Origin of the sequence: Bradyrhizobium sp. 195 (genome assembly GCF_023101665.1) — a bacterium.
GTDB lineage: Bacteria > Pseudomonadota > Alphaproteobacteria > Rhizobiales > Xanthobacteraceae > Bradyrhizobium.
In genome coordinates this window covers 4,104,665-4,128,463 of sequence record NZ_CP082161.1, presented here as the reverse complement: position 1 = coordinate 4,128,463, position 23,799 = coordinate 4,104,665, and the positions used below count along the sequence as shown (strand labels likewise).

At 64.9% G+C, this 23,799-nt stretch carries 24 protein-coding genes; 16 read left to right on the top strand and 8 right to left on the bottom strand.

Features of this window, described 5'->3' with window-relative positions:
• Positions 1–113: 113 nt before the first annotated feature.
• Complete coding sequence (locus tag IVB26_RS18925; RefSeq protein WP_247973022.1) at positions 114–647, bottom strand: Lrp/AsnC family transcriptional regulator; 534 nt, start codon at positions 645–647, stop codon at positions 114–116.
• 152 nt (positions 648–799) lie between these two features.
• Here IVB26_RS18925 and IVB26_RS18920 point away from each other — a divergent pair, with 152 nt between their 5' ends.
• Together IVB26_RS18920 and IVB26_RS18915 are read left to right on the top strand one after the other, a co-directional pair.
• Positions 800–1,672, top strand: a complete 873-nt coding sequence (locus tag IVB26_RS18920) for a DMT family transporter (protein ID WP_247973208.1) — start codon at positions 800–802, stop codon at positions 1,670–1,672.
• A gap of 2 nt (positions 1,673–1,674) precedes the next feature.
• Positions 1,675–2,445, top strand: a complete 771-nt coding sequence (locus tag IVB26_RS18915) for a hypothetical protein (protein WP_247973021.1) — start codon at positions 1,675–1,677, stop codon at positions 2,443–2,445.
• 178 nt (positions 2,446–2,623) lie between these two features.
• Here the strand turns inward: IVB26_RS18915 and IVB26_RS18910 are convergent, their stop codons facing one another.
• From IVB26_RS18910 to IVB26_RS18900, 3 genes are all read right to left on the bottom strand, one after another.
• Positions 2,624–3,115 (bottom strand): hypothetical protein, encoded by a 492-nt coding sequence (locus tag IVB26_RS18910; RefSeq protein WP_247973020.1) that lies wholly within the window; start codon positions 3,113–3,115, stop codon positions 2,624–2,626.
• Positions 3,116–3,280: 165 nt separating this feature from the next.
• Complete coding sequence (locus tag IVB26_RS18905) at positions 3,281–3,733, bottom strand: DNA polymerase III subunit chi (RefSeq protein WP_246927846.1); 453 nt, start codon at positions 3,731–3,733, stop codon at positions 3,281–3,283.
• Between the two features lie 6 nt (positions 3,734–3,739).
• Positions 3,740–5,239 (bottom strand): leucyl aminopeptidase, encoded by a 1,500-nt coding sequence (locus IVB26_RS18900; protein ID WP_247973019.1) that lies wholly within the window; start codon positions 5,237–5,239, stop codon positions 3,740–3,742.
• 336 nt (positions 5,240–5,575) lie between these two features.
• Here IVB26_RS18900 and lptF point away from each other — a divergent pair, with 336 nt between their 5' ends.
• From lptF to IVB26_RS18860, 8 genes are all read left to right on the top strand, one after another.
• On the top strand, positions 5,576–6,742 hold the full coding sequence (gene lptF, locus IVB26_RS18895) for an LPS export ABC transporter permease LptF (protein WP_246927857.1): 1,167 nt from the start codon (positions 5,576–5,578) through the stop codon (positions 6,740–6,742).
• Positions 6,739–7,836 carry an LPS export ABC transporter permease LptG gene (gene lptG, locus IVB26_RS18890; protein WP_247973018.1) on the top strand — a complete coding sequence of 366 codons (1,098 nt, stop codon included), beginning with the start codon at positions 6,739–6,741 and terminating at the stop codon, positions 7,834–7,836. The genes lptF and lptG overlap by 4 nt, the downstream gene beginning before the upstream one ends.
• Entirely contained in the window at positions 7,836–10,325 is a 2,490-nt protein-coding gene (locus tag IVB26_RS18885; RefSeq protein ID WP_247973017.1) for an LPS-assembly protein LptD, read from the top strand. The genes lptG and IVB26_RS18885 overlap by 1 nt, the downstream gene beginning before the upstream one ends.
• A gap of 69 nt (positions 10,326–10,394) precedes the next feature.
• Complete coding sequence (locus IVB26_RS18880; RefSeq protein ID WP_247973016.1) at positions 10,395–11,330, top strand: peptidylprolyl isomerase; 936 nt, start codon at positions 10,395–10,397, stop codon at positions 11,328–11,330.
• On the top strand, positions 11,330–12,349 hold the full coding sequence (gene pdxA, locus IVB26_RS18875; RefSeq protein WP_247973015.1) for a 4-hydroxythreonine-4-phosphate dehydrogenase PdxA: 1,020 nt from the start codon (positions 11,330–11,332) through the stop codon (positions 12,347–12,349). The genes IVB26_RS18880 and pdxA overlap by 1 nt, the downstream gene beginning before the upstream one ends.
• Positions 12,349–13,209 carry a 16S rRNA (adenine(1518)-N(6)/adenine(1519)-N(6))-dimethyltransferase RsmA gene (gene rsmA, locus IVB26_RS18870; RefSeq protein ID WP_247973014.1) on the top strand — a complete coding sequence of 287 codons (861 nt, stop codon included), beginning with the start codon at positions 12,349–12,351 and terminating at the stop codon, positions 13,207–13,209. The genes pdxA and rsmA overlap by 1 nt, the downstream gene beginning before the upstream one ends.
• 16 nt (positions 13,210–13,225) lie before the next feature.
• The gene (locus IVB26_RS18865; RefSeq protein ID WP_247973013.1) at positions 13,226–14,284 is read left to right on the top strand and encodes an alcohol dehydrogenase; all 1,059 of its coding nucleotides are present in this window, start codon (positions 13,226–13,228) and stop codon (positions 14,282–14,284) included.
• Positions 14,285–14,361: 77 nt separating this feature from the next.
• Entirely contained in the window at positions 14,362–14,598 is a 237-nt protein-coding gene (locus IVB26_RS18860) for a hypothetical protein (RefSeq protein ID WP_247973012.1), read from the top strand.
• Positions 14,599–14,637: 39 nt separating this feature from the next.
• Here IVB26_RS18860 and IVB26_RS18855 read toward each other — a convergent pair whose 3' ends face one another.
• Positions 14,638–15,375, bottom strand: coding sequence for a Crp/Fnr family transcriptional regulator (locus tag IVB26_RS18855; protein WP_247973011.1), 738 nt, complete (start codon positions 15,373–15,375; stop codon positions 14,638–14,640).
• 160 nt (positions 15,376–15,535) lie between these two features.
• Between IVB26_RS18855 and IVB26_RS18850 the strand changes: the two genes are divergently transcribed.
• A complete protein-coding gene (locus tag IVB26_RS18850; RefSeq protein ID WP_247973010.1) occupies positions 15,536–15,775 on the top strand; it encodes a hypothetical protein in 240 nt (79 codons plus the stop codon).
• Between the two features lie 17 nt (positions 15,776–15,792).
• Positions 15,793–16,494 carry a Crp/Fnr family transcriptional regulator gene (locus IVB26_RS18845; RefSeq protein WP_247973009.1) on the top strand — a complete coding sequence of 234 codons (702 nt, stop codon included), beginning with the start codon at positions 15,793–15,795 and terminating at the stop codon, positions 16,492–16,494.
• 31 nt (positions 16,495–16,525) lie between these two features.
• On the opposite strand, the gene IVB26_RS18840 is transcribed toward IVB26_RS18845, so the two are convergent.
• Positions 16,526–16,750: a hypothetical protein gene (locus tag IVB26_RS18840; RefSeq protein ID WP_247973008.1), complete on the bottom strand. Its 225-nt coding sequence runs from the start codon at positions 16,748–16,750 to the stop codon at positions 16,526–16,528.
• An 89-nt stretch (positions 16,751–16,839) separates the two neighbouring features.
• Positions 16,840–17,454: a cupin gene (locus tag IVB26_RS18835; RefSeq protein ID WP_247973007.1), complete on the bottom strand. Its 615-nt coding sequence runs from the start codon at positions 17,452–17,454 to the stop codon at positions 16,840–16,842.
• 225 nt (positions 17,455–17,679) lie between these two features.
• On the opposite strand from IVB26_RS18835, the gene IVB26_RS18830 reads away from it, so the two are divergent.
• The 4 genes from IVB26_RS18830 to IVB26_RS18815 all read left to right on the top strand — a co-directional run bounded on the left by IVB26_RS18830 (position 17,680) and on the right by IVB26_RS18815 (position 23,204).
• Positions 17,680–18,561 (top strand): AraC family transcriptional regulator, encoded by an 882-nt coding sequence (locus IVB26_RS18830; protein WP_247973006.1) that lies wholly within the window; start codon positions 17,680–17,682, stop codon positions 18,559–18,561.
• Positions 18,562–19,936: 1,375 nt separating this feature from the next.
• Positions 19,937–21,277, top strand: a complete 1,341-nt coding sequence (locus IVB26_RS18825) for a caspase family protein (RefSeq protein ID WP_247973005.1) — start codon at positions 19,937–19,939, stop codon at positions 21,275–21,277.
• 26 nt (positions 21,278–21,303) lie between these two features.
• Positions 21,304–21,807, top strand: coding sequence for a hypothetical protein (locus IVB26_RS18820; protein WP_247973004.1), 504 nt, complete (start codon positions 21,304–21,306; stop codon positions 21,805–21,807).
• Between the two features lie 131 nt (positions 21,808–21,938).
• Positions 21,939–23,204 (top strand): hypothetical protein, encoded by a 1,266-nt coding sequence (locus tag IVB26_RS18815; protein WP_247973003.1) that lies wholly within the window; start codon positions 21,939–21,941, stop codon positions 23,202–23,204.
• Here the strand turns inward: IVB26_RS18815 and gmk are convergent.
• Entirely contained in the window at positions 23,137–23,796 is a 660-nt protein-coding gene (gene gmk, locus IVB26_RS18810; protein WP_247973002.1) for a guanylate kinase, read from the bottom strand. The genes IVB26_RS18815 and gmk overlap by 68 nt on opposite strands.
• Positions 23,797–23,799 lie beyond the last annotated feature (3 nt).

Here is a 23,799-nt window from a genome sequence, read left to right as displayed (position 1 = left end):
AGCGCATTCCGGAGCGTGGGACCATCATGAAATGCTCCGGGCCATGGAAGAGTTTGAACGAGGCCCCCCGGGCATTGAGCTTCGTCCAGCCGGGCTCAAGGCGGACTTGTTGATCAGGAATCAACAGGCAGCTCTGTTGTAGACTTGGTCAAAGCCAGAACTATCTCGCTGGTATAGGCGCGGACACCGGGAGCGACCTTCAACATACGTCGCGCAAATTCTTGGTAGTGCGCGACGTCACGACTGCGGACGAGCAGGATGTAGTCGATATCGCCCGCGATCAGCATGCATTGGATCACGCGCGGAGAAGCCATCATTCGCGCTTCGAACGTGTGCATCATCGCCTCGGTTGGCCCGTCAAGCTTGAGGCGAACGACGGTTAGCAATGGATATCCCAATGCTTCAGCAGACAGCAGTGAGATTGTGCGTTCGATAATCCCCGCGCTGCGCAGGCGGCGCACGCGCTTCAGGCACGCCGGAGGCGACAGTCCGACGTCATCTGCCAATACTTGGTTTGCAATCAAACCATCTTGCTGCAAAGACCGCAGAATTCGCCGATCGATCTCATCGAGCGCAAGGTCCTGGCCCGCGCCTGACTTTGCTTTCTGAAAGCCTTTCGGCATTTTTGCAGCTTTAGATTTCTTCATATGGACTGATTTAGGCTCGATAGCCTCCAAAATCACGCAAAAAAAGAAATCTCGGACATCAAGCAGTACGCTAATTTCGCCTCATGAATTCGCAGGCAATCAGATTGGCAAGATCGACGCCGCTCGGCCTTTCTGTGCAAGGTATCGCCTGGATGCTGTTGCTCGCTGTAATGTGGGGCCTTTCGATTCCCATTACGAAGTACGGTCTACAATCCGTTCCTCCGCTGACGCTCACCGCCATGCGGTTCGCCATTGCGGTGCTGCTGCTCTTCCTCTGCACGATCGGTAAGCCGGGGCTCGCCTTGAAGGCGCTTCCTCGCGCGGCTGCCCTCGGCGTCTTGGGAATCGGCGTCGGCCAGGTCGCCCAGGCATTTGGTATCCAGGGCACGACCGCCTCCGTCGGCACCATCATTTCAGCCACGATTCCGATCTTCGTCGTCGTGTTTGCTGCCCTCGGGCTCGGGCAGCGTGTCACAAGCCGCCAACAACTTGGCCTATTGGCCGCTTTTGCCGGCATTGGTCTGGTTGCGCTTGGACGTGGTCAGGCAACCGGTGCGGTGGCTGCATCCGGCCTGGTAGGCGCCTTTTGGATGCTGCTCTCGGCCGTCGCAATTGCTTTCTACTACGTCTGGAGCGTCGAACTTACCCGCGAGTACGAGACCGCCGCTGTAGCGGCTTGGAGCACGCTGTTCGGGTTCCTTGCGTTGATTCCATGGTGTGCCTGGGAGCTATCGCATAGCGAGCTACATCTTACAGCGGGGGTCTTTGCCGCGGCCGCTTATCTCGGAGTGGCAGTGAGCGTCGCGGGGCTATTCCTTTGGTTGTACATTCTTAGAACGGTTTCTGCCCCTGTCGCGGCCAGCGTTCAGTATCTTCAGCCCGTGTTCGGCATCGCCGCAGCGGCCGTAATGTTCGGTGACACGCTGGGACTCGTTTTCGGCGCCGGCGTCGTCTTGATACTTGTCGGTCTCGCTCTCGCAGTGGCCACCGGGCGCAAAGCCGAGGAAGCAGTGCCGAACGAATGAGCTTGATCCTACTGAAAGTGGTGTTGCCGCCCCTTCTCATTCTATCCGCCTCGTTAGCCGGACGCCGGTGGGGCGATGCAGTTGGCGGCTGGTTGGTCGGTCTGCCGCTGACCTCCGGCCCGGTGTCTGCTTTCCTTGCGGTTCAGTACGGCGCGGAATTCGCTGCAAGCGCCACTGATGGATCGCTGGTTGGCACCGCCGCGCAAGGTTGTTTCAGCCTTGGTTATGTTCTGCTGGCCCGACAAGGCTGGACAATAGCGTTGCTGGGTGGAACGATGGCCTATGCAACAGCCGGTTTTCTATTCCAACTGCTGCCACTATCGCATTGGGGAGTCTTCGTCCTTGCCCTGCTGACGCTCAGCGCGTCAGCACATCTTCTTCCCCACCGTACGCTCGTGCGCAGCATCATGGCCGCTCCATGGTGGGACCTGCCGGGGCGCATGCTGATAGCGACAGTCATCGTCGTGACCCTGACCGCAGCCGCCACATTGGTCGGCGCAAAAACAGCCGGTATCCTGGCCAGCTTTCCCGTGTTCGGCGCCGTACTGGCGGTCTTTGCGCACCGCATGAGCGGGGCCTCAGCCGCGACGCAAGTGCTGCGCGGAATGGTACTGGCCCTTTACGGCTTCGCAACGTTCTTTTTCGTTCTCGGACTTTGCCTGACAAGCCTCGGCGTCATTACCGCCTTCTTTGCAGCGATTGCCAGTACGCTCCTGGTACAGTTGGGTGCGCTCCGCTTCATTCAGCGCGGCCAGATGCTGAAGACTGCATGACCATCATTGGGTCTGATCAGGGCGTCGCCTTAGCCCTGTTGCCGGCTAGAAATCGCTTGCCCGCGCTTCTTCGATGAGATCGAGAAGATCTGGCCGGGAACACTACGTTCCGGGCCGAGGGGTCAGCTCGTCCGAAGATGCAATGACGGCACGGCCTGAGCCGTCCCGCGCTCGCGACCTACGCCTGCTTCTTCTTCGCCTTCGGCTTCGCCGCCTTCGGCACCGGCTGCGGATCGGGGTTGCCCTCGATCGAGGACAGGCGGCCGGAGGTGAAGCTGTAGATGCCCGCGCGCGGGCCGGTGGTCCAGGTCACCACGGCGACGCGCCGGCCGGCAGCATCGTTGGAGAGATTGACATTCGAGGGCGCGCCGATGCCGCGCACCACGTCGCATTCGGTGTGGCCGAGCGCGACCGTGCCGCCCATCGGCGCCGGTGCGGTCGACGATGCATTGGCATCGGCCGGCCCGGGAGGCGGCGCCATGCCGGGACAGGCGCCGTCGGCGCTGACGAGATCCTCAGCTCCCACCGGCTTGTCGGGGGTCAGCGGCGGCGACTCGATCGAGATGTTCTTGATGAAGAGACGGCCGGGCTTCTGGAACCATTCGGCGTCCTTCGACAACAGATCGGTCCCGCCCGAACAGCCCGCGATCAGCGGTGCTACGGCAGCCAACGCAACTATGAGCGACCTGGGAAGCTTTTGATGTCGCACGATAAACCAAATTCCCCGCGTGAAGGACCAGCCCTAAGCGATTGTCCCAACATCACTTTGCGGCACGAAGGTGACAAAAGCCAGCATCGCCCGAAAAGTGCAAATTATCATTAATTGCGATCGACGCTAATTCCGACGCTGCCACCGGCCCCGCTCGTCGGCCTGCCAATAGGTGACATCAAATCCGCGCGCCTTGCAATCCGTCCAGGTGCTGCGGGCGAGCGCGAGCGCATCCGGATCGTCGCCGTTGAACAGCAGCACCATGCGCGCATAGCCCTGCGCGTCCTGTGGCAACGCGGCGTTGTCGACCAGGAAGCGGACATGGGCGCCGTTGGGATTGCCCTCCTCGATCGCCAGCACGATCGGCTGATCGGCGGCATCGTTCACGCGCCATGTCGCGTGCGGCAGGAAGGAATCGTCGCGATAGGTCCATAAGTGCGCGTCGAGCGCATCGGCCCGCTCTTCCGAGGTCGACTGCACCACGACGCGCCAGCCCCGCTCGAGCGATTTCTCGAGAAGCGGCGGCAACACGTTCTCTACCGTCATGTTTTGCAGATGATAGAACAGGACTTCAGTCATCTCGGGTCATTTGCGCTCGTAATGGTCGGCGACCAGACGGTCGAGCAGACGGACACCATAGCCGCTGCCCCAGCTCTGGTTGATGTCGGTCTTCGGCGCGCCCATGGCGGTGCCGGCGATGTCGAGATGGGCCCAGGGCGTGCCGTCGACGAAACGCTGCAGGAACTGCGCCGCGGTGATCGAGCCGCCATGACGGCCGCCGGTGTTCTTCATGTCGGCGAACTGGGAATCGATGAGCTTGTCGTATTCGGGACCGAGCGGCATGCGCCAGACCTTGTCCCCACTCTCCATGCCGGCCGCCAGCAGGCGTTCGGCAAGCTCGTCATTGTTGGAGAACATGCCGGCATGCTCGGTGCCAAGCGCGACCACGATCGCGCCGGTCAGCGTCGCCAGATCCACCATGAATTTCGGCTTCACCTTCTTGGCGACGTACCAGAGCACGTCGGCCAGCACGAGGCGGCCTTCGGCGTCGGTGTTGATGATCTCGATGGTCTGGCCCGACATCGAGGTGACGATATCGCCCGGCCGCTGCGCATTGCCGTCGGGCATGTTCTCGACGAGGCCGATGGCGCCGACCACATTGGCCTTGGCCTTGCGCGCCGCCAGCGCGTGCATCAGCCCGACGACGCAGGCCGCTCCCCCCATGTCGCCCTTCATGTCCTCCATGCTGCCGGCCGGCTTGATCGAAATGCCGCCGGTGTCGAAGCAGACGCCCTTGCCGACGAAGCTGACAGGCGCCTCGCCTTTCCTGCCGCCGTCCCAGCGCATGATCACGGTACGGCTCGGCCGCGCCGAGCCCTGGCCGACGCCGAGCAGCGCGCCCATGCCGAGCTTCTGCATCGCCTTGACGTCGAGCACCTCGACCTTGACGCCGAGCTTGCGGAGCTGACTGGCGCGGCGCGCGAATTCTTCCGGGAAGAGCACGTTCGGCGGCTCGTTGACGAGGTCGCGCGCGATGACCACGCCGTCGACGACGTGGCCGGCCGCGGTAAACGCCTTCTTCGCAACACTGGCATCGCCGACCGCAAGCGAGATTTCGGCGCGCGAGCCGCCCTCCTCGCCATCCTTCTTCTTGGTCTTGTAACGGTCGAACTTGTAGGCGCGTAAGCGAAGGCCCGAGGCGATCGCAACCGCCTGCTCGCTCGTCATGGCGCCATCGGGCAGCTCCGCCATAATTGTCATGGTGGTCGTCCCGGCGGCCAGCTTGCTCGCCGCCACACCGCCGAATTTGAGGAAATCGTTCGCCTTCAGGCCGGCTGCCTTGCCGGCGCCGATCACGAGCAGACGGGTGGCTTTCACCCCTTCCGGCGCCAGGATGTCCAGCGCGGCCCCGCTTTTACCTTTAAAGGCGGCGGCGGTGGCCGCGCGCTTCACGAGTTCGACAGCGCCGCCCAGCGCCTTGGCCGTCGCCGGACCGACCTTCAGGCTGTCGTCGCAGAACACGACCAGGATGCCACGGGCGGCAGCAGACAATGGGACGAAGCCGACCTTGATGGCATCGGACATAGGTAACTCCTTCAAAAATCTTGGTCTTTTTGCCGTTCACGACCCCGACCGTGGCCCGACCTGAACGACGATTCACTGTGCCTTCCGCACTATGGGCCAGCGGCCCGGCAGATGCCAAGCACCCCCGTGGCCTCAAGGCCACAACGAGCGAAATATTAACCATATATTGAGGGTGCCACGGGGCAGCCATTTTGTTGACGGATCAAAGGGATGGTAGTGAGAGAGTGAGCTGGCGGAAGAGGCGCTGGCCAACCTTGGGGATCCCCTGATCGGGGATTGGTTGGACAGCGGAATTTCGGCCGACATGGGGCCTTGGTGGGATTCGTGCGGTAGCGCATGGGGTCGATCGATAAGTATATCTTCCGCACGACGCTGGCGTCGTTTGCGCTGGTCCTGGTCAGCCTCACCGGCGTGATCTGGATTACGCAGGCGTTGCGCGGCATCGACCTGATGACGAGCCAGGGTCAGACCATCCTCACCTTCCTCGGCATCACCAGCCTGGTCGTGCCGGCCCTGGTCCTGATCATCTCGCCGATCGCGCTGATGATCGCGATCTCGCACACGCTGAACAAGCTCGCGACCGATTCCGAGATCATCGTGATGAATGCCGCCGGCTTCTCGCCGTTCCGGCTGTTCTTTCCGTTCTTCTACGCCACCTGTGTGGTGGCGCTGCTGGTTGCCTTCATCGCCGCCTATCTCGCCCCCGACGGCATGCGCCGGATCAAGCAGTGGGATGCCGAGATCACCGCGGACGTGCTCACCAACATCCTGCAGCCCGGCCGCTTCGCCCGGCTCGACGAGAACCTCACGATCCGGATTCGCGAACGCCAGCCCGGCGGCATCCTTGCCGGCATCTTCATCGACGACCGCCGCGACCCGAACGAGCGCGTCTCGATCGTCGCCGAACGCGGCGAGGTCGTGAAGAACGAGACCGGCTCGTTCCTGGTGCTGGAAACAGGCAATCTCCAGCGCTTCGAGGCAGGCAAGCGCGATCCGGCGCTGGTGGCTTTCGGCCGCTACGGCTTCGACATGTCGAAATTCTCCAAGGGCCGCGACGTCACCCTCGGCATTCGCGAGCTCTATCTCTGGGAGCTGCTCTCGCCGTCCGAGAACGATCCCGTCTACAAGCAGATCCCCGGGCAGTTCCGCTCGGCCCTGCATGACAGCCTGCTCGCGCCGATCTATCCCTTCGCCTTTGCGGTGCTGACTTTCGCGTTCCTCGGAGCGCCGCGCACCACCCGCCAGAGCCGTAACTTCTCGATCGGCTCATCGATCATCGCGGTGTTCGGCCTGCGCATGGCGGGCTTTGCCTGCTCGGTGATGGCGGTGAAGTCGCCGGGCCCGGTGCTGCTGCAATACGCGATGGTTTTCGGCGCCATCGGCGTCGGGCTGTGGATGATCATCGGCGGCGTCGTCGTCGAGCCGCCCCCTGGCCTGATGGACGCCATCAACAGGTCGAACGCGCGCATCGCGCGGCTGTTCGGACGCCCGGCCACCGCATGAGCATGCTCACCAACACACTCGGGCGCTATTTCGCCGGCCGCTTCGTGGTTGCCGCGCTCGGCGTGTTCGCGAGCATTTTCCTGCTGCTGGTGCTGGTCGACTACATCGAGATGGTGCGCAAGACCTCAGGGCTGGCATCGGCCTCGGCGCTCATGGTGGCCCAGACCTCGCTGTTCCGGGTGCCGCAGCTTTTGGAGAAGCTGACGCCGTTCTGCATGCTGGTCGGCGCCATGACCTGCTATCTCGCCCTCTCCCGCCGGCTCGAGCTCGTGGTGGCGCGCGCCGCCGGCATCTCCGCATGGCAGTTCATCTCGCCGGCGCTCGGCAGCGCGCTCCTGATCGGGGTGATCGCCACCGTCGCCTACAATCCGATGTCAGCCAATTTGCGCGAAGCTTCCAAGCGCATGGAGGCCGAGCTGTTCGGCTCGGCGCCCGGCGGCGGCATCCAGGACGCCTCCGGCTTCTGGCTCAATCAGGTGACCAGCGACGGCCAGACCATCATCAATGCGGCGCGCAGCGAGCAGCAGGGCGTCCGGCTCACGGGGCTCACGCTGTTCCGGTTCGACCCGGAGCAGCACTTCAAGGAGCGGGTCGAGGCGCGCGAGGCAACGCTCGAGGCCGGCCGCTGGCTGTTCAAGGGCGTCCGCCGTTTCTCACTGGACTCCCCGCCGATCGACCAGGCCAGCCTGGAGATTCCGACGACCCTGACCGAGGCACAGGTCCGCAACAGCTTTTCCACCCCCGAGACTGTGTCCTTTTGGCAACTACCGAGCTACATCCGCTCTTCCGAGAGCTCAGGCTTCGCGACAGCGGGATACCGACTCCAGTATCAGAAGCTTCTGGCGCAGCCATTTTTGCTGGCTGCCATGGTGATGCTCGCGGCCTCCGTGTCGTTGCGCTTCTTCCGGATGGGCGGCGTGCAAAAGATGGTTTTGAGTGGCGTGGGCGCAGGCTTTCTGCTCTACGTTCTGTCGAAAGTGACTGAAGACTTGAGCAAGGCTGAGTTGATGCATCCGATCGCTGCGGCGTGGTTGCCTGCGGTGGTAGGCGGCCTCACCGGCTTTTTGGCCTTGTTGTATCAGGAGGACGGTTAGTGACTGCCGTCCATGGAGGGCTCGTGTCTCGTTTGACGCGTCGCACCGTAGTGCGCGCGAACGGGAGCGGCTTGTCCATCCGCAGGCTGCTGCTCGCCGTCGTCACTGCTGCCTCGCTCGGCGGGCTGATCAATGTCGCCGCCGTGGCCCCCGCCTCCGCCCAGAGCTTCACCTACAATCCGCTGCCGCCGCGTCCGAAGCCGCCCAAGGCTCCCAACGACAACCAGATGCTGGTGCAGGCGACCGAGGTCGATTACGACTACAACAATTCGCGCGTCTCGGCGGTCGGTAACGTCCAGCTGTTCTACAACGGCACCAGCGTCGAAGCCGACAGGGTCATCTACGACCAGAAGACCAAGCGGCTGCATGCCGAAGGCAACATCCGCATGACGGATGCCGACGGCAAGATCACCTATGCCGAGATCATGGATCTCTCCGACGATTACCGCGACGGTTTCGTCGATTCGCTGCGCGTGGATACCGCCGACCAGACCCGCATGGCGGCGAGCCGCGCCGACCGCTCCAGCGGCAACTACACCGTGTTCGAGAACGGCGTCTACACGGCCTGCGCGCCGTGTAAGGACGACCCGAAGAAGCCGCCGCTGTGGCAGGTCAAGGGTGCGCGCATCATCCACGACCAGCAGGAGAAGATGCTGTATTTCGAGACGGCACAGATCGAGTTCTTCGGCGTGCCGCTCGCCTACATGCCCTATTTCTCGACGCCCGACCCGACCGTGAAGCGCAAGAGCGGCTTCCTGATGCCGGGCTACTTTCCGGGCACGACGAACACCGGCTTCGGCGCCGAAGTTCCCTATTATTGGGCGATCGCGCCCGACATGGACGCAACCTTCACCCCCCGCTTCATGTCGCGGCAGGGCGTGATGCTGCAGGGTGAATTCCGGCAGCGCCTGATCGACGGCGCCTACCAGATCCGCGCCTACGGCATCGACCAGCTCGATCCCGGCGCCTTTGCGGGGCAGCCCGGCGACCGCCAGTTCCGCGGCGCCGTCGACACCAAGGGTCAGTTCGCGCTGAACGACAAATGGGTCTGGGGTTGGGACGGCGTCCTGATGTCCGACTACTATTTCTTCTCGGACTACCGGCTTTACCAGTACCGCGATCCGCTCGGCTCGTTCCTGCTGCTGCCGACGGAGGCGCTGTCGCAGCTCTATCTGACCGGCGTCGGCAACCGCAGCTTCTTCGACGCGCGCACGATGTACTGGCTGAGCTATTCGGGTAACCAGAGCCAGGTGCCGATCGTCTATCCGGTGATCGACTATTCCAACGTGCTCAACTATCCGGTCTTCGGCGGCGAGTTCAGCTACAAGACCAATTTCGTGAACATGTCGCGTGACCAGGCGGTGTTCGATCCGATCACCACGGTCGCCAACACCAGCAGCCTGTGCACGACGGCGTCGGCCGATCCGCTGGCCCGCACGCCGTCGCAGTGCCTGCTGCGCGGCTTCCCCGGCTCCTATACCCGCCTGACGGCTGAAGCGCAGTGGCGCAAATCGTTCACCGATCCGCTCGGCCAGATCTGGACGCCGTTCGCCAGCCTGCGCGCCGACGCGATCAACTCCTCGGTCTCCAACCAGCCGGGCGTGTCGAACTATCTTCCCGTCGGCGACACCCAGGCGTTCCGCCTGATGCCGACCGTGGGCCTGGAATACCGCTATCCCTTCATCAACGTTCAGCCCTGGGGATCGACCACCGTCGAGCCGATCGCGCAGATCATCATCCGGCCGAACGAGACCTATGCCGGCAAGCTCCCGAACGAGGACGCCCAGAGCATGGTGTTCGACGCCTCGAATCTGTTCAGCGTCGACAAGTTCTCCGGCTACGACCGCGTCGAGGGCGGCGGCCGCGCCAATGTCGGCGTGCAGTCCACCACGCAGTTCGACAAGGGCGGCGCGGTCAAGGTGCTGTTCGGCCAGTCCTACCAGCTGTTCGGCATGAACTCCTTCGCGGTCCAGGACACGATCAATACTGGCCTCGATTCCGGCCTGGACAAGCCGCGTTCCGATTATGTCGCGAGCGCCAGCTACTCGCCGAACAGCACCTACACGTTCAGCGTCCGCTCCCGCATGGATGAGCAGACCTGGAACGTGCAGCGCTTCGAGGCGGAGGGCCGCGCCAATTTCAATCGCTGGGCGGTCGCCGTGCTGTACGGCAATTACGCGGCCCAGCCGGAACTCGGCTATCTGACCCGCCGCGAGGGCATCCTGACCTCGGGCTCGATCAAGATCGCCACCAACTGGGTGGTGTCGGGTTCGGCGCGGTGGGACCTCGAGGCCAACAAGATCAACCAGTATGTGCTCGGTGCCGGCTATGTCGACGATTGCTTCGTGCTGGCGGCGAACTACGTAACTTCGTATAGCTATTCTGCGGGCACCGCGCCGCCCGTACTGAGCCATGCGTTCATGTTCCAGATCGGCCTGCGCACGCTGGCGACCTCGTCGACGACCAGCAGTTCCGCCGGCCTCCAGTGAACGGTTTGAAGTGCCGGCCGCGCTTGCTCCCATCACAGGCTCGACGCGGTTGACATGCGAGCGACAATCATGACGACCCCATTGCCCGTCTTCCGCCTCCTGCTCGCCATCAGTGCCGGGCTGATCCTGACCGGACTGCCCTCGCCGTCGCGCGCGCAGAACATCGTCGTCATGGTCAACGGCGATCCGATCACCGATTTCGACATCGATCAGCGCGCCAAGCTCGACCAGCTGACGTCGCAGAAGACCCCGCCCCGGCAGGAGGTCATCAACGAGCTGATCGACGACAAGGTGAAGCTCAAGGAAGGCAAGAAATTCGGGGTCGATCCCGGCGTCTCCGACGTCAACCAGTCCTACGAGGGCATGGCGCAGCGCATGCGCATCTCGCCGGAGCAGCTCACCAAGTCGCTCGAATCCAAAGGCGTCCGCCCCGAAACGCTGAAGGGCCGCATGAAGGCCGAGATGGTCTGGACCAGCCTGGTGCGCGGCCGCTTCAAGGAGAAGCTGCTCGTCGGCGAGCGCGACGTCGCGCAGGCCGTGCAGGCCCAGACCGGCGACAAGCTTCAGATCGAAGGCACCGAATACAAGATGCAGCCGATCGTGCTGATCGTGCCGCGCGGCTCGTCCGCGGCGTTCCTGGAAACACGCAAGAAGGAAGCCGAGACCTATCGCTCGCGCGTCGGAAGCTGCGAGGAAGCCAATTCGCTGTTCCGCTCGACGCCGAACGCCACCATCCGCGACACCGTCACCAAGACCACCGCTGAGCTGCCTGAGCCGCTGCGCAAGGTGCTCGACGATACGCCGATCGGCCATTTGACCGCGCCCGAGATGACCAAGAACGGCATCGAGATGGTGGTGCTGTGCGCGCGCAAGCCGACCATGATCGACACGCCGAAGAAGCGCGAGGTCCGCGAGAAGATGTATCAGGAGAAGTACGAGAAGACCCAGAAGGCCTATCTCGACGACCTCCGCAAGGCGGCGATGATCGAATATCGCAACCGCTGATGGCCCATCGCGCAGCAAAGCCGCTTCCCCTTGCCCTGACCCTGGGAGAGCCCGCCGGCATCGGTCCCGACATCACGATCGCAGCCTGGCTGAGGCGCCGCGAGCTGAACCTGCCCGCCTTCTACCTGCGCGGCGACGAGGCGCTGATCGCGCAGCGCGCCAAAGCGCTCGGCGCCGATATCAGCATCGCCGCGGTAAGCCCCGGTGAGGCCGAGGCCGCCTTCACTGACGCCCTCCCCGTGGTCGCCACCGGCGAGCGCGCGACCGCCGAGCCCGGCAAGCCCGACGCATCGAGCGCATCGGCCGCGCTCGCCTCGATCCGCCAGGCGGTTGCGGATGTCCGCGAGCGCCGCGCCGGCGCCGTCGTCACCAATCCGATCGCCAAGAGCGTGCTCTACCGCGCAGGCTTCCGTCATCCCGGCCACACCGAATACCTGGCCGAACTCGCAGCAGAGGACGGCCGGGTGCCGCAGCCGGTGATGATGCTGTGGTCGCCGCAGCTCGCCGTGGTGCCCGTGACCATCCACGTCTCGATGCGCGAGGCGCTGGCCCAGCTCACCAGTGAGCTGATCGTCTCGACCGTTCGCATTGTCGCGACCGAACTGAAATCCCGCTTCGGCATCGCGCGGCCGCGCATCGCGGTTTCCGGCCTCAATCCGCATGCCGGCGAGGACGGCTCGCTCGGGCATGAGGAGCAGACCATCATCGCGCCGGCGCTGAAAACGCTGCGTGGCGACGGCATCGCGGCAAGAGGCCCGCTACCCGCCGACACCATGTTCCACGAGGCCGCGCGCAGCACCTATGATTGCGCCGTCTGCATGTATCACGACCAGGCGCTGATCCCGATCAAGACCGTCGCCTTCGACGACGCGGTCAACGTCACGCTTGGCCTGCCCTTGATCCGCACCTCGCCCGATCACGGCACCGCCTTCGACATCGCCGGCACCGGCAAGGCCAATCCGGCCAGCCTGATCGCAGCCTTGAGGCTCGCAAGCCGCATGGCGGCTACGACCACCTGATGAGCGCGATCGACGACCTCCCGCCGCTGCGCGAGGTCATTCGCCAGCACGCGCTGTCGGCGCGCAAATCGCTCGGCCAGAACTTTCTGCTCGACCTCAATCTCACCGCCCGCATCGCCCGTGCGGCCGCTCCGCTGGAAGACTCCACCATCGTCGAGATCGGCCCCGGCCCGGGCGGGCTGACGCGGGCGCTGCTCGCGCTCGGCGCAAAGCGCGTCATCGCCATCGAGCACGACGAGCGCGCGATTCCGGCGCTTCAGGATATCTCCGCGCGCTACCCTGACAGGCTCGAGATCGTGCATGGCGATGCCATGACCTTCGATCCGCGTCCGCTGCTCGATGGCGAACAAGCGAAGATCGTCGCCAACCTGCCCTACAACATCGCGACCCAGCTTCTGATCAACTGGCTGACGACCGAGCCCTGGCCGCCCTGGTACGATCTGATGGTCCTGATGTTTCAGCGCGAGGTCGGCGAGCGCATCGTCGCGCGCGAGGACGAGGAGGCCTATGGCCGGCTCGGCGTGCTCGCCAACTGGCGCTGCGAGACCAAGATCCTGTTCGACATCGCGCCGTCCGCCTTCGTGCCGCCGCCGAAGGTCACCTCCTCCGTCGTGCGCCTCAAGCCGCGCGCAGAACCGCTGCCTTGCGATCGCAAAATGCTGGAGCAGGTCGCCGCCGCCGCCTTCGGCCAGCGCCGCAAGATGCTGCGCCAAAGCCTGAAATCGCTCGGCGTCGATCCGGCGCGGCTTGCACAAGCCGCCGGCGTCGAGGCGACGCGGCGCGCAGAGACCATTCCCATATCAGGCTTTGTTGCCATGGCCTGTGAATTGGCCAATATACGGACCGAAACAGAGCGATAATTTCGGAGGAAGAAATATGGCGCTGATGCGCAGGCAGTCCCTGGTCAAGTTCGATGCGCCCTTGTGCGAGACCATCGTCGATACGCCGAAGCCGCAAGGACGCGAGGTGCTGGTGCGCATCGAGCGCTGCGGCCTTTGCCATTCCGACCTCCACATCCAGGACGGCTATGCCGATCTCGGCGGCGGCAAGAAGCTCGACACCACGCGCGGCATGACGCTGCCCTTCACGCTCGGCCACGAGATCGCCGGCGTGGTCGACGAAGTCGGCCCGGACGTCGCCGCCGGCCTGGTCGGCACGAAGAAGGCCGTCTTTCCCTGGATCGGCTGCGGCCAGTGCCGCGATTGCGCCAATGGCGACGAGAATCTGTGCGTGAAGCAGCGCTTCCTCGGCGTTTCCATCGACGGCGGATTCGCCACCCACGTGCTGGTGCCCGACGCAAAATACCTGCTCGACTACGATCCCCTGCCCGTCAACCAGGCCGCGACGCTGATGTGCTCCGGCGTCACCGCCTATGGCGCGCTCAAGCGCCTGGTCGACCGTCCGCGCCAGCGCAACATCTTGCTGATCGGCCTCGGCGGCGTCGGCATGATGGGCCTGTCGTTCGCGCAGGCGATGTTCAAGCAGCCGATCACGGTCGCCGACCTTTCGCCGGCCGCGCGCGACACCGCGCTGAAGAACGGTGCCACAGTCGCCTATGACCCGTCCGAGCCCGACGTGATCAAGCGCATCCTGAAGGAGACCGAGGGCGGCTTCGACGAGATCGTCGATTTCGCCGGCAATGAGAAGTCGATGGCGTTTGCGGTCGCCGTCGCCGCGCGCGGCGGCAAGATCGTGGTCTCCGGCCTGATGGGCGGCCAGTTCACGCTGCCGATGGTGCAATGGGTCTACAAGCGCATGACCATCGAGGGTTTCATGGTCGGCACGCTGGCAGAGGCCCAGGAGCTGATGGCGCTGGCCCGCGCCGGCAAGATCAAGCTGACGCCGATGCGCGAGGAGCCGATGGGCGATGTCCAGAAATGGATCGACGAGCTTCGCGCCGGCAAGGTCGTCGGCCGCATCGTGCTGAAGAACTGACCCTTCGCGTGCTGCGGGCTCGGCGCAAGTCGCGCCCGCTGCACGGAACGCCTTCGGCCCCGCTGCGTTGGCAGCGCATGTCCATTCGTTGCACCGTCGAAAGCGCATTCTTCATCGCCTGGAGCTGCCTGGAGCAGAGCGGCGAGCTCGGCTCGCCGGACGAGAGCGCCAACGTCATTCTCGACGCGATCGAAGCCCAGCTCAGGACCGGCGAACGCCGGCAGCTGATGCTCGCCAACAGGGCGATCGACGCCTACCGCGCGCATGCGGCGCAACACCGATCCTCGGGGGACCGCGAAGCCCGCTTCGGGTGATGATCATCGCCGCTCTTTCGACCCGCCAGGCCGGCGGTCTCACGTAGGCGGCGGCGACTGCCGTTTCTGGTGCAGATAGGCCGGGTTGAAATCGCCGAGCCGCTGCAAGTCGCGCCATTTCAGCACGATCAGCTCGCCCTCACGCAAATCCATGGCTCCGCTGCGCCTGAGCTCGCCCAGTGTCCGGTTCACCGTCGCGATCGCCATGCCCAGCGTCTCGCCGAGCTGCGCCAGACTGATCGGTATGCGGCAACGATTGCCGCGGACGAGCTGCGCCGCGCGAGCACGGTAGAACAGCTCGCAGAACAGGTGTGCCATGCGCGCCTGCATCGGCCGGGCGCTGTTGTTTGTGATCGCCTCGCGAAAGATCGCGGCATCGAGCAGCGTCTCGCGCCAGACCGCCAGCCCAAAGCTTGGCCGCCGCCGGAACGCAATGAACAATTCGCGATGCGGGATAAAGGCGACGGAGGCCGCCCCTAGCGCGCTCAATCCGTGGTCCATCTGGTCGATGAACAGGCCCTGCGCATCCGGCAGGTCGCCGGTGAGATGGAACGCCAGATATTGCCGCCCACCGCCGCCCAGCAGATGGTAACGCGCGACCATGCCGGTGACGACCAGCACCGAATGTTCGGGTTCGTCGCCCTGACGGATGAAATCCTGGTTGGGCTCCAAATCGCGCAGCGTGAAGGTGAGCGCCCGGATTTCCGCAAGATCCTCCTCTGCGAGCGCTGTGTGCTCGCAAAGGTTCCGGATCAGCACGTCGTGGGCTTTTTCCATGGGGCCGCCAAAAATGGCGCCGGTTCTATCAAATGATCCGTCCGGCTTGGGTTCAGCGGACTAGAACGCTGGTCGGAAGCACAGGTTGCTAACCGGTTTGCGACCGTGCCGAGGCGCATCCACCCCCGTCACCCCCCGACTGCGAACGAGCCGCCCCTTTATGAGCCCTACGACGATCCTGGAGCGCATCCGCAGCCTGTTCAGGTCGGATACGAGCGAGCACCTCGACAGCATCAGCGATGCCTTGGTCGCGGGCACGCTGAAGGAGCCGGTCCGGCCGATGTCCGATCAGGAACTCGCCCGCGCCATCCGCGAGTTCCGCTCGGCGCCGGTTTCCGACGGGTCGCTTGCAAAGCTCTCGCGGCGCTTCGTCGAGGCGTCAGTGCCGCACGACGGCTGAAGCAGCAAGCGAGGCTCATGCCGCATCCGAAGTTCATCGCGCGTCTGCAGGCCATCGAAAGCCTGTCCGAGGACGAACGCCGGCAGGTCGCCGCCCTGCCCTCCACGCTGCGCCAGGTCGCCGACGGCGAGATCGTGCTGCGCCAGGGCGAGGCCGCCTCGCGCTGCGTCTTCGTCGTGAGCGGCTTCCTCTACCAGGCCCGCATCGTCGGCGACCGCAGCCAGATCCTCGCGTTCCACGTTCCCGGCGACATGCCCTGCCTGCACACGCTGCTGGTCTCGCCGATGGATGCGGACCTCGTCGGCCTCGGACCGACCATCGTCGGCACTGTCGCGCACAGCCCGCTCCGGCAGCTTCTCGACGGCTCCCACCACCTGACACGCGCGTTCTGGCGTGAGACGCTGATCGATGCGGCCATCTCGCGGCAATGGATCGCCCGCCTCGGCGCGCAGGCGGCCTTGCCCAAGGTCGCGCACCTCATCTGCGAGCTCGCCGCAAGGCTGGACGTCGTCGGCCTCCTCAACGACGGCTGCTTCCAGATGCCGATGACGCAGCGGCACGTTGCCGATGCCTGCGGACTGTCGATCGTCCACGTCAACCGCACCATCCAGGAACTGAGGCATCGTGGATTGATCGCCTGGGAGGGCAGCGAGATCGAGCTGCTGCGACCCGAGGAGCTGCGCGAGCTTGCCGATTTCAGGCCCGACTATCTGACGTGAGCGCGAATGCAAGGTCGCGGCGCTCGATCGGCTACTTCTTCTTGTCGCCTGTCCTGCGTTGTCCGGACACGCCTTTGGTTTCAGGCTGGTTTGCCCGATTGGCATTCGTCCCTGTGGTGTCCATCGTCCCTCGCTCCGTGGCACCGTTGGTGTTTTCCGGCCTGTCCATGCCCGTCTGCGGAGCCGGGCCCGTATTCTGGGCAATGACCGGGCCGGACATGGCTGCAAATGCGACCGCGGCAATGAGCGCTTTCATGGGCATCTCCCTCGTCCAATGAAAGACGTTGCCGCAGGCGAGTTGTTCCCGGTGTTCCGCCCTCGCGCGCGACTGCGGCGAACATAGCCTCACGATCGCGGTCGCACCGTCCGCCATGATCTGAGCAGCGGGCCGCTCGGTCCGGCGACCGGATCCGTCTTCGGCTTGCGGACCTTGGCGATACGCTTGACGGCGTCGGGACGCTCTCGCGTGTCGGTGCACTCGTCGTAGGTCCCGTCCTGCGGGTACGCGCCGACGACGAGAAACTCCCGGCTGGACTCGATGAGGCGGTGTCCCGTGCCTGCGGGAAGGACCAGAACATCGCCGGCCTTCACACTCAGGATCCGTCCCTTGATCCCGCCGCACTCGATTCTGGCCGTGCCGCGTGCCACGCCCATCACTTCGTGAATTTGCGAATGATAATGAACGAAGTCGTACACGGTGTCGCGCCACGACCGACCCCAGCCATTCGCATCGAACAGCGTGTCGATGATGACATCAGGGGGAAAACGCCGGTTCTTCAGGTTCACCGCGGCGCGATAGAGCAGCACTGGAAATTTCGGATTGTTCGGAATGATACCGTCGTCGCGAAAATGCAATTCTGCCGGTTTACGGGCCCGCACAAGCGCACGCAAAGTCGCCGCATCTGGATGGTGCTCCACCAGCTTCTTGGCGAAATTCTTGACCTGATCCTTGATCGGCATGGCGTCTCCTCAGCCGCAATTTCAACGACGGCGGAGGCGAGAAGTTTCCAGGGCGGAACGGGGATGAAAGCGACCGGTCTGAAACGCTCCCCTCCTCGTCGTTCATCCACAGTGCCCGCGAACGGTCCTTGGCGCCGCTCTGCGACCCGTGGCAAAACCGCAAGATCGGTCGAGCACGTCATGCCCGCGTGCGCTTTAGCTGGTGCTGCCACGGAGAACGGAACGATGACGGCGGCGCTTCAAAATTACCATGCCCGGATGCTGCGGGTGCTGGATCACATCGACCGGCATCTCGACGAGGATCTGGACCTGGACACGCTGAGCGGCGTCGCGGCCTATTCGAAATATCATTTCCACCGGCAGTTCACGGCGACCTTCGGGTTGTCCGTGCATCGCTATATCCAGCTCGCCCGCATGAAGCGCGCTTCGTACCGGTTGGCCTATAGCGAGGCCGAAAGCGTCACCGATATCGCGATGGATGCCGGTTACGACGCACCGGACGCCTTCGCCCGCGCCTTTCGGCAACGGCTCGGGCAATCGCCGTCGTCGTTCCGGAAGTCTCCCGACTGGGAGCCGTGGCTTGCGGCCTTCGGGCCTCTCGACAATGCCAGGAGCAAGCTCATGCAGAAGACCTTTACCAGCGACGACGTGACGATCCGCGATGTGCCGACGACGGCGATGGCGATCATGGAGCATCGGGGCGACCCGGCGACGCTTCCCGCCACCATCCAGCGCTTCATCGCCTGGCGCAAAGCCGCCGGCCTGCACCCCAGCATAAGTCCGACCTTCAATGTCTGGCGGTCCGAGCGGCGGCCAGCCTCGCCTGCCGATTATAGCGTGGACCTCTGTGTCGGAACCAACCAGCCGATCGAGCCGAACGGCGATGCGATCAAAGCCGGCGAGATTCCCGGCGGACGATGTGCGGTGCTGCGCGTCGTCGGCAACACCGACAATCTGGAGCCCGCCGCGCTCTACCTCTATCGCGACTGGCTTCCCGCCAGCGGCGAGGAAGCACGCGACTTCCCGATCTATTGCCAGCGACTGAGCTTCGTCCCTGAAGTCGGTGAGCACGAGGCGACCGCGGATTTGTTCCTGCCGCTGAAATAGCGGCCTTGGGCGGCGGGCTTGCGAGGCCACATCGATGTCATCCGCGAAGTGGCGGCTCGCCGTATCACGCGGCTGCCTCCACTCTGTCATTGCGAGGAGCCCTTGCGACGAAGCAATCCAGACTGCCGCTTCGGAGAGATTCTGGATTGCTTCGCTGCGCTCGCAATGACGATGTGGCGAGAGAGCATTCCAAAAATGACCCCGAGAGGTCGAGGCAACCGCCCGCGAGGCGTCGGGCAACACAGCGAAACACCTCGTCAACCCCTGCCAGCAAAAATATTCCACTTTCCCGAATTTCGGATTTATGGCATATACCCGCCATCCCGGCCCTTGCCAAAGGGGCGCTTCGCGATCGTCACGAGATGCGGGCCGGGCTTGCGGTGGACGCGGTAGCGCCGGCGCGACATGCTTGATGACAGGGCGGGCAACCGTGAGGCATCAGGCGGCGCGATACGACCCGGCGCGGTCACAGCGGTTTCGTTGATGCCGGGGGCGAGCACACGCAAGCCTCCAGGCATTTCGGCGGGAGCGTCCGCGGACGGAGAAGTCGTGTGGTCCTGACGCCCGGGGTCTGTGCGTCAAGTCTCAGCGGTGATGTGGCGGCCCGACCGGGCACGCGCATCGATCATCCGCAAGGCGACGGGGGCAATAGTGCATCGCTCCCCGAGGAGAGCACGAAGGACACCGTTAAAACCATCCGTGCAGGGAAGGCCGGGCGACCGGCATCACCTGTGATCCACACCGTGTGCATCTTCGTCGCGCACGGATCTCGGGTGCCGCCGGCGCCCGGCCTTCCCTGCGCCCTTTGGCCTTCATCGGGCGCCGAACGACAGCAAGCCTCGGGCGAAACGCGCCGCGAGATTGCGAAGGCGTGTCTGCAGCTACACACTCGGTGTCATCGCCCGCGAAAGCGGGTGATCCAGTATTCCAGAGGCCGCGGTGATTGAATCGGGAGGCCGCGGCGTACTGGATTCCCCGCTTTCGCGGGGAATGACTGCATCACTTGGAGAAACAAGATGCCCCCCTTGCTCCGTCATTGCGAGCGCAGCGAAGCAATCCAGAATCGTTCCGCGGAGGGATTCTGGATTGCTTCGTTCGCAAGGGCTCCTCGCAATGACAACGTCGAAAGAGGGAGCGCCACACTCGCGCTCTCGTGCCCCGGACGCAGCGCAGCGCTTCTTTAGCGGTGCGCTGCAGAGCCGGGGCCCATGCCGCAACGGAGTCCACAGCGCTGGGTCCCGGCACTGCGCAGCAGCATCAGAACGCCGCAGCGCGTCCGGGATATGAGGGTGAGTTACGCCCCGCCTCCCCCTCTCACCGCTTTTCGCCCGGCTGCGGGGCTGTTAGACTGGCGCCATTGTTTCGAGGAATTTTGATGCGCGCGAGGATTTTCAATCGCGTTTTGGGGCTGGCAGCGCTGGCGCTGCTCGTCGTCATTGCGGAGCCGGCGTCGGCAGAGAAACGCATCGCGCTCGTGGTCGGCAACTCCGCCTACAAGAACATCACGCCGCTCGACAACCCCTCCAAGGATGCGCGCCTGATGGCGGAGACGCTCAGTGCGCTCGGCTTCACGCTGGTCGGCGGACGCGCCCAACTCGATCTCGACAAGGGCGCGATGGACATCGCCGTGCAGAGCTTCGGCCAGCAGGTCCAGGGCGCCGACGTCGCGCTGTTCTACTATGCCGGCCACGGCGTCCAGGTCGCCGGCTCCAACTACCTCGTGCCTGTTAGCGCCAATCCGACGCGCGAGGCCGACGTCGATTTCCAGATGACCGACATCAATCTCGTGCTGCGCCAGATGCAGGGCTCCGGCACCCGCCTCAATCTCGTCATCCTGGATGCCTGCCGCAACAACCCGTTCGGCTCACGCGGCTTGCGATCATCGGATGGCGGCCTTGCGCAGATGCGCGCGCCGGAGGGCACGCTGATCTCCTATGCGACCCAGCCCGGCAATGTCGCGCAGGACGGCAGCGACGGTCATAGTCCGTATACGAAGGCGCTGGCGACGACGATCCGGGTCGCGGGCCTCGATGTGTTCCAGACCTTCAATCAGGTCGGCCTCGCGGTGAAGCGCGCCACCGCGGGCGCGCAGCAGCCATGGGTGTCGTCCTCGCCGATCGACGGTACCTTTTACTTCGTGCCGCCGACGCAAACTGCGCCGCCGCCGGTCGTGGCGATGCAGTCCGATCCCCTGCCAGGGGAGCGTCTGCGCGCCGATCCCGACCGCGTGCCCTTGCGCGATGCCGCGCTGCTCAGTGAGCTCAGCGAACGGCTCTACGAGCTCAATTTCGATCCTGATACCCCCGACGGCCTCACTCGCGCGATCACAAAACTCCAGCAGCGGATTTCGATGGCGCCGAATGGGGAGCCGACCGAGGGCTTGCTGCTGCGCATGCGCAAGATGGAGGATCTCAAGCCCTGGGGCTCGATCGTCTATGGGCCCGACAACAGCAAATGGGGCATCTCGTGGAATCACGCCTCGCGGCGCGCGGCGGTGGCGGATGCGCGCGGCAATTGTGCCGGCACCAAATGCCCGATCGAGCTCTCCTTCTACGGCAGAAGCTGCGGCGCCTTCGCGATCTCAGACAAATCCTGGTCGCTGGTCCAGCGCGAGGGCGTGCAGCGCGCCAGGGATGCCGCGCTTGACGAATGCGGCAAGGCTGGCAAAGCTTGCCGCATTATCGGATCCGTCTGTGCGGACGGATCCGGCCGCTGATGCCTTTTTCATTTTGGATTGTGACCATGCCCAACGCCGCCGTGCGCGCGACTGGCCTCGCCTTCGTCCTGAGCCTCGCCTTCTCCCTCCCTTCCGCCTTGGCCCAGTCCGGCAGCTCCGGCGGCTCGATCGGAAATGACGAGAAATCGCTGTCCGGCTCGCGTTCGGATCGGTCGGCCGAGCCGGCCCCGTCCGCCCGCCGGAGCAAGTCGGCCGATGAGCCGCGCTCGTCGTCGCGAAGAAGCGGCGGAGGTGGTGGTGGTGGTGGCGGCGGAGGGTTTGACGGCGCCTGGATCGTCACCAGCGTCGGCTGCGGCGGCTCGACGAGCGGCGCTGTTGTGGTCACCTCGGGCAGAGTCATCGGCGAGGGCGTGAGCGGAACCGTCAGCCCGAGCGGCTCGGTCAGCACGCGGGGCCAGGGCCAGGGCGTGGCCTTCACCGGCGCGGGCCGCCTCGCCGGCCGCAGCGGCTCCGGAACATGGCGGCGCTCCGACGGCTGCGGCGGAACCTGGACTTCAGCCAAGCAATAACGCCGGCAAAACGCCCAGCTTCGCCGCGGAACCAACGCCGCGCAGGCCCGATTCAAGCCACATCCTCTCCGGATTTGCGGCTCATTGCCACCCAAGTCTTTGATGACAAAGGGGTGGTTAAGAGTTGCGTCATGCGTAACCGGGAGACCAGGATGGGCAACCGCACCGCAAAATTCGTATCCGCGCTGGTCGGCAGCGTCATTGCCGGCCTGCCACTGGCCGCCGTGTCGCAGAACGCGCCGAACACACCGAGCACGGCCAACGCGGCCGCCGACTGCCTCGCATCGCCGAAGGGCGCCGCGCCGCAGGGGCAGCATTGGTACTATCGCCTCGAACGCACGACCAAGCGGCAGTGCTGGTATCTGCGCGCCGCCGGCGACAAAGCCTCCCAGACCGCGCAGGCGACGCCCGACGCGCAAGATACCGATTCAACCGCACCGCAATCCGCGCAGAACGCGCGTGCCGAATACGTTGCGTCGCAGACCGGAGCCGTGCCCGCCACGCCGAACACGGCCGCGCCCGCGCCGGCCGCAGCGGGTGCCCCGCGCGTCGCGCCACAGCAACAGCCGACGGCTCCCGTCGCCGACACCGCGCAGCAGCCTGCCGTCACCACGCGCTGGCCCGACGCCGCCACGCCGGCCGTCTCTCCCGCACCTCAGCCGCAGCCTGCGCCCGCCGCAGCCGCCGCGCCGCCCAGCGCGAAGCCGGCAAAGCCTCCCGCTCCGACGGCTCCGGCCGCGGTGGACGGCAGCGCCGACAAGCCGACCGGCTCGCTGCAGATGCTGCTGCTCGTGATCGGCGGCGCACTGGCGCTCGCCGGCATCCTCGCCAGCCTCATCTACCGCTTCGCCGGCGGACGCGTCCGCGCCCAGTCCGCCGACCGCCGCGGGCATTGGGACGATTGGGCGCCGCAGGACCATGACCCAAGCCGTGCGCCCTGGCTCGGTGCGACGCCGGCCGTCACGCCGCGCGCGCAGCCGGGCCCGGTCGACTTCGACGAAGCACGACCGCCGCAGACCGCGCAGCTCGCTGCATTCACCAGGGAGATCGGCAGGATCGCGGCCCAATCCGCCTCCATTCGCAACGCCGCCTCGGAGCTCGACAAGGCCGACATCTTCAACGCAGAGTTCGAGATCGAGGCATCGCCCCCGCAGTTCGCGGCCAAGGACGTCGCCAAGGACGTCGCCAAGCACGCCGATGACGAAAAGCCTGCTGCTCAAGGCGAAGCCAATCGCGATCAAGACGTGCAGGTCGAGGAAGCCGTCGACGTCGACGTGATCACCGCGATGCTGGAACGGCTGGCGAAGCAAGGGCCGCGGCTGCCGCAGCCTAGCCCTGAAGCTGACCTTGCAGACCTCGTACGAAGCCAACGAGCCCAGTCCGCCGCTCGCGCTTGAGGCGCTCGGCCTTCAGGATCGACTGCACCTCGGCGAAGGCCTCGTCGACGTCGTGGTTGATCACGATGTAGTCGTACTCGGCCCAGTGGCTCATCTCGTGGCTAGCGCGGCTCATGCGCTTGCGGATGACCTCGTCGGAATCCTGCGCGCGTGAGTGCAGGCGCTTTTCGAGATCGGCGACCGAGGGCGGCAGGATGAAGACGCTGACGACGTCGGCGCGCGCCTTTTCACGCAATTGCTGCGTGCCCTGCCAGTCGATGTCGAACAGCACGTCCTGTCCGGACGACAGCGCGGCTTCGACCGGCGCACGCGGCGTGCCGTAGCTGTTGTCGAACACGGTGGCCCATTCCAGCAGCTCGTCGGCCTTCACCATCGCGTCGAACTTGGCCTTGTCGAGGAACAAATAGTCCTTGCCGTTGACCTCGCCCGGCCGCATCGACCGCGTGGTCGCGGAGACCGACATTTTCAGGCCGGGCATGCGGTCGATCAGGAGGCGCGACAGCGTCGTCTTGCCCGCGCCCGAGGGCGAGGACAGCACGAACATCAATCCGCGCCGCTCGACACCGTCAGTTCCGTGACCGCCACTCGTCATCGA

Excerpts from the sequence above, each read along its gene's own strand:
- IVB26_RS18925 (WP_247973022.1), bottom strand. The coding sequence starts at position 647 with ATGAAGAAATCTAAAGCTGCAAAAATGCCGAAAGGCTTTCAGAAAGCA.
- gmk (WP_247973002.1), bottom strand. The coding sequence starts at position 23,796 with ATGACGAGTGGCGGTCACGGAACTGACGGTGTCGAGCGGCGCGGATTG.
- IVB26_RS18835 (WP_247973007.1), bottom strand. The coding sequence starts at position 17,454 with ATGCCGATCAAGGATCAGGTCAAGAATTTCGCCAAGAAGCTGGTGGAG.
- IVB26_RS18830 (WP_247973006.1), top strand. The coding sequence starts at position 17,680 with ATGACGGCGGCGCTTCAAAATTACCATGCCCGGATGCTGCGGGTGCTG.
- rsmA (WP_247973014.1), top strand. The coding sequence starts at position 12,349 with ATGAGCGCGATCGACGACCTCCCGCCGCTGCGCGAGGTCATTCGCCAG.
- lptG (WP_247973018.1), top strand. The coding sequence starts at position 6,739 with ATGAGCATGCTCACCAACACACTCGGGCGCTATTTCGCCGGCCGCTTC.
- lptF (WP_246927857.1), top strand. The coding sequence starts at position 5,576 with ATGGGGTCGATCGATAAGTATATCTTCCGCACGACGCTGGCGTCGTTT.
- pdxA (WP_247973015.1), top strand. The coding sequence starts at position 11,330 with ATGGCCCATCGCGCAGCAAAGCCGCTTCCCCTTGCCCTGACCCTGGGA.
- IVB26_RS18845 (WP_247973009.1), top strand. The coding sequence starts at position 15,793 with ATGCCGCATCCGAAGTTCATCGCGCGTCTGCAGGCCATCGAAAGCCTG.
- IVB26_RS18840 (WP_247973008.1), bottom strand. The coding sequence starts at position 16,750 with ATGAAAGCGCTCATTGCCGCGGTCGCATTTGCAGCCATGTCCGGCCCG.
- IVB26_RS18860 (WP_247973012.1), top strand. The coding sequence starts at position 14,362 with ATGTCCATTCGTTGCACCGTCGAAAGCGCATTCTTCATCGCCTGGAGC.
- IVB26_RS18920 (WP_247973208.1), top strand. The coding sequence starts at position 800 with ATGCTGTTGCTCGCTGTAATGTGGGGCCTTTCGATTCCCATTACGAAG.
- IVB26_RS18855 (WP_247973011.1), bottom strand. The coding sequence starts at position 15,375 with ATGGAAAAAGCCCACGACGTGCTGATCCGGAACCTTTGCGAGCACACA.
- IVB26_RS18815 (WP_247973003.1), top strand. The coding sequence starts at position 21,939 with ATGCGTAACCGGGAGACCAGGATGGGCAACCGCACCGCAAAATTCGTA.
- IVB26_RS18820 (WP_247973004.1), top strand. The coding sequence starts at position 21,304 with ATGCCCAACGCCGCCGTGCGCGCGACTGGCCTCGCCTTCGTCCTGAGC.
- IVB26_RS18825 (WP_247973005.1), top strand. The coding sequence starts at position 19,937 with ATGCGCGCGAGGATTTTCAATCGCGTTTTGGGGCTGGCAGCGCTGGCG.
- IVB26_RS18900 (WP_247973019.1), bottom strand. The coding sequence starts at position 5,239 with ATGTCCGATGCCATCAAGGTCGGCTTCGTCCCATTGTCTGCTGCCGCC.
- IVB26_RS18905 (WP_246927846.1), bottom strand. The coding sequence starts at position 3,733 with ATGACTGAAGTCCTGTTCTATCATCTGCAAAACATGACGGTAGAGAAC.
- IVB26_RS18865 (WP_247973013.1), top strand. The coding sequence starts at position 13,226 with ATGGCGCTGATGCGCAGGCAGTCCCTGGTCAAGTTCGATGCGCCCTTG.
- IVB26_RS18880 (WP_247973016.1), top strand. The coding sequence starts at position 10,395 with ATGACGACCCCATTGCCCGTCTTCCGCCTCCTGCTCGCCATCAGTGCC.
- IVB26_RS18850 (WP_247973010.1), top strand. The coding sequence starts at position 15,536 with ATGAGCCCTACGACGATCCTGGAGCGCATCCGCAGCCTGTTCAGGTCG.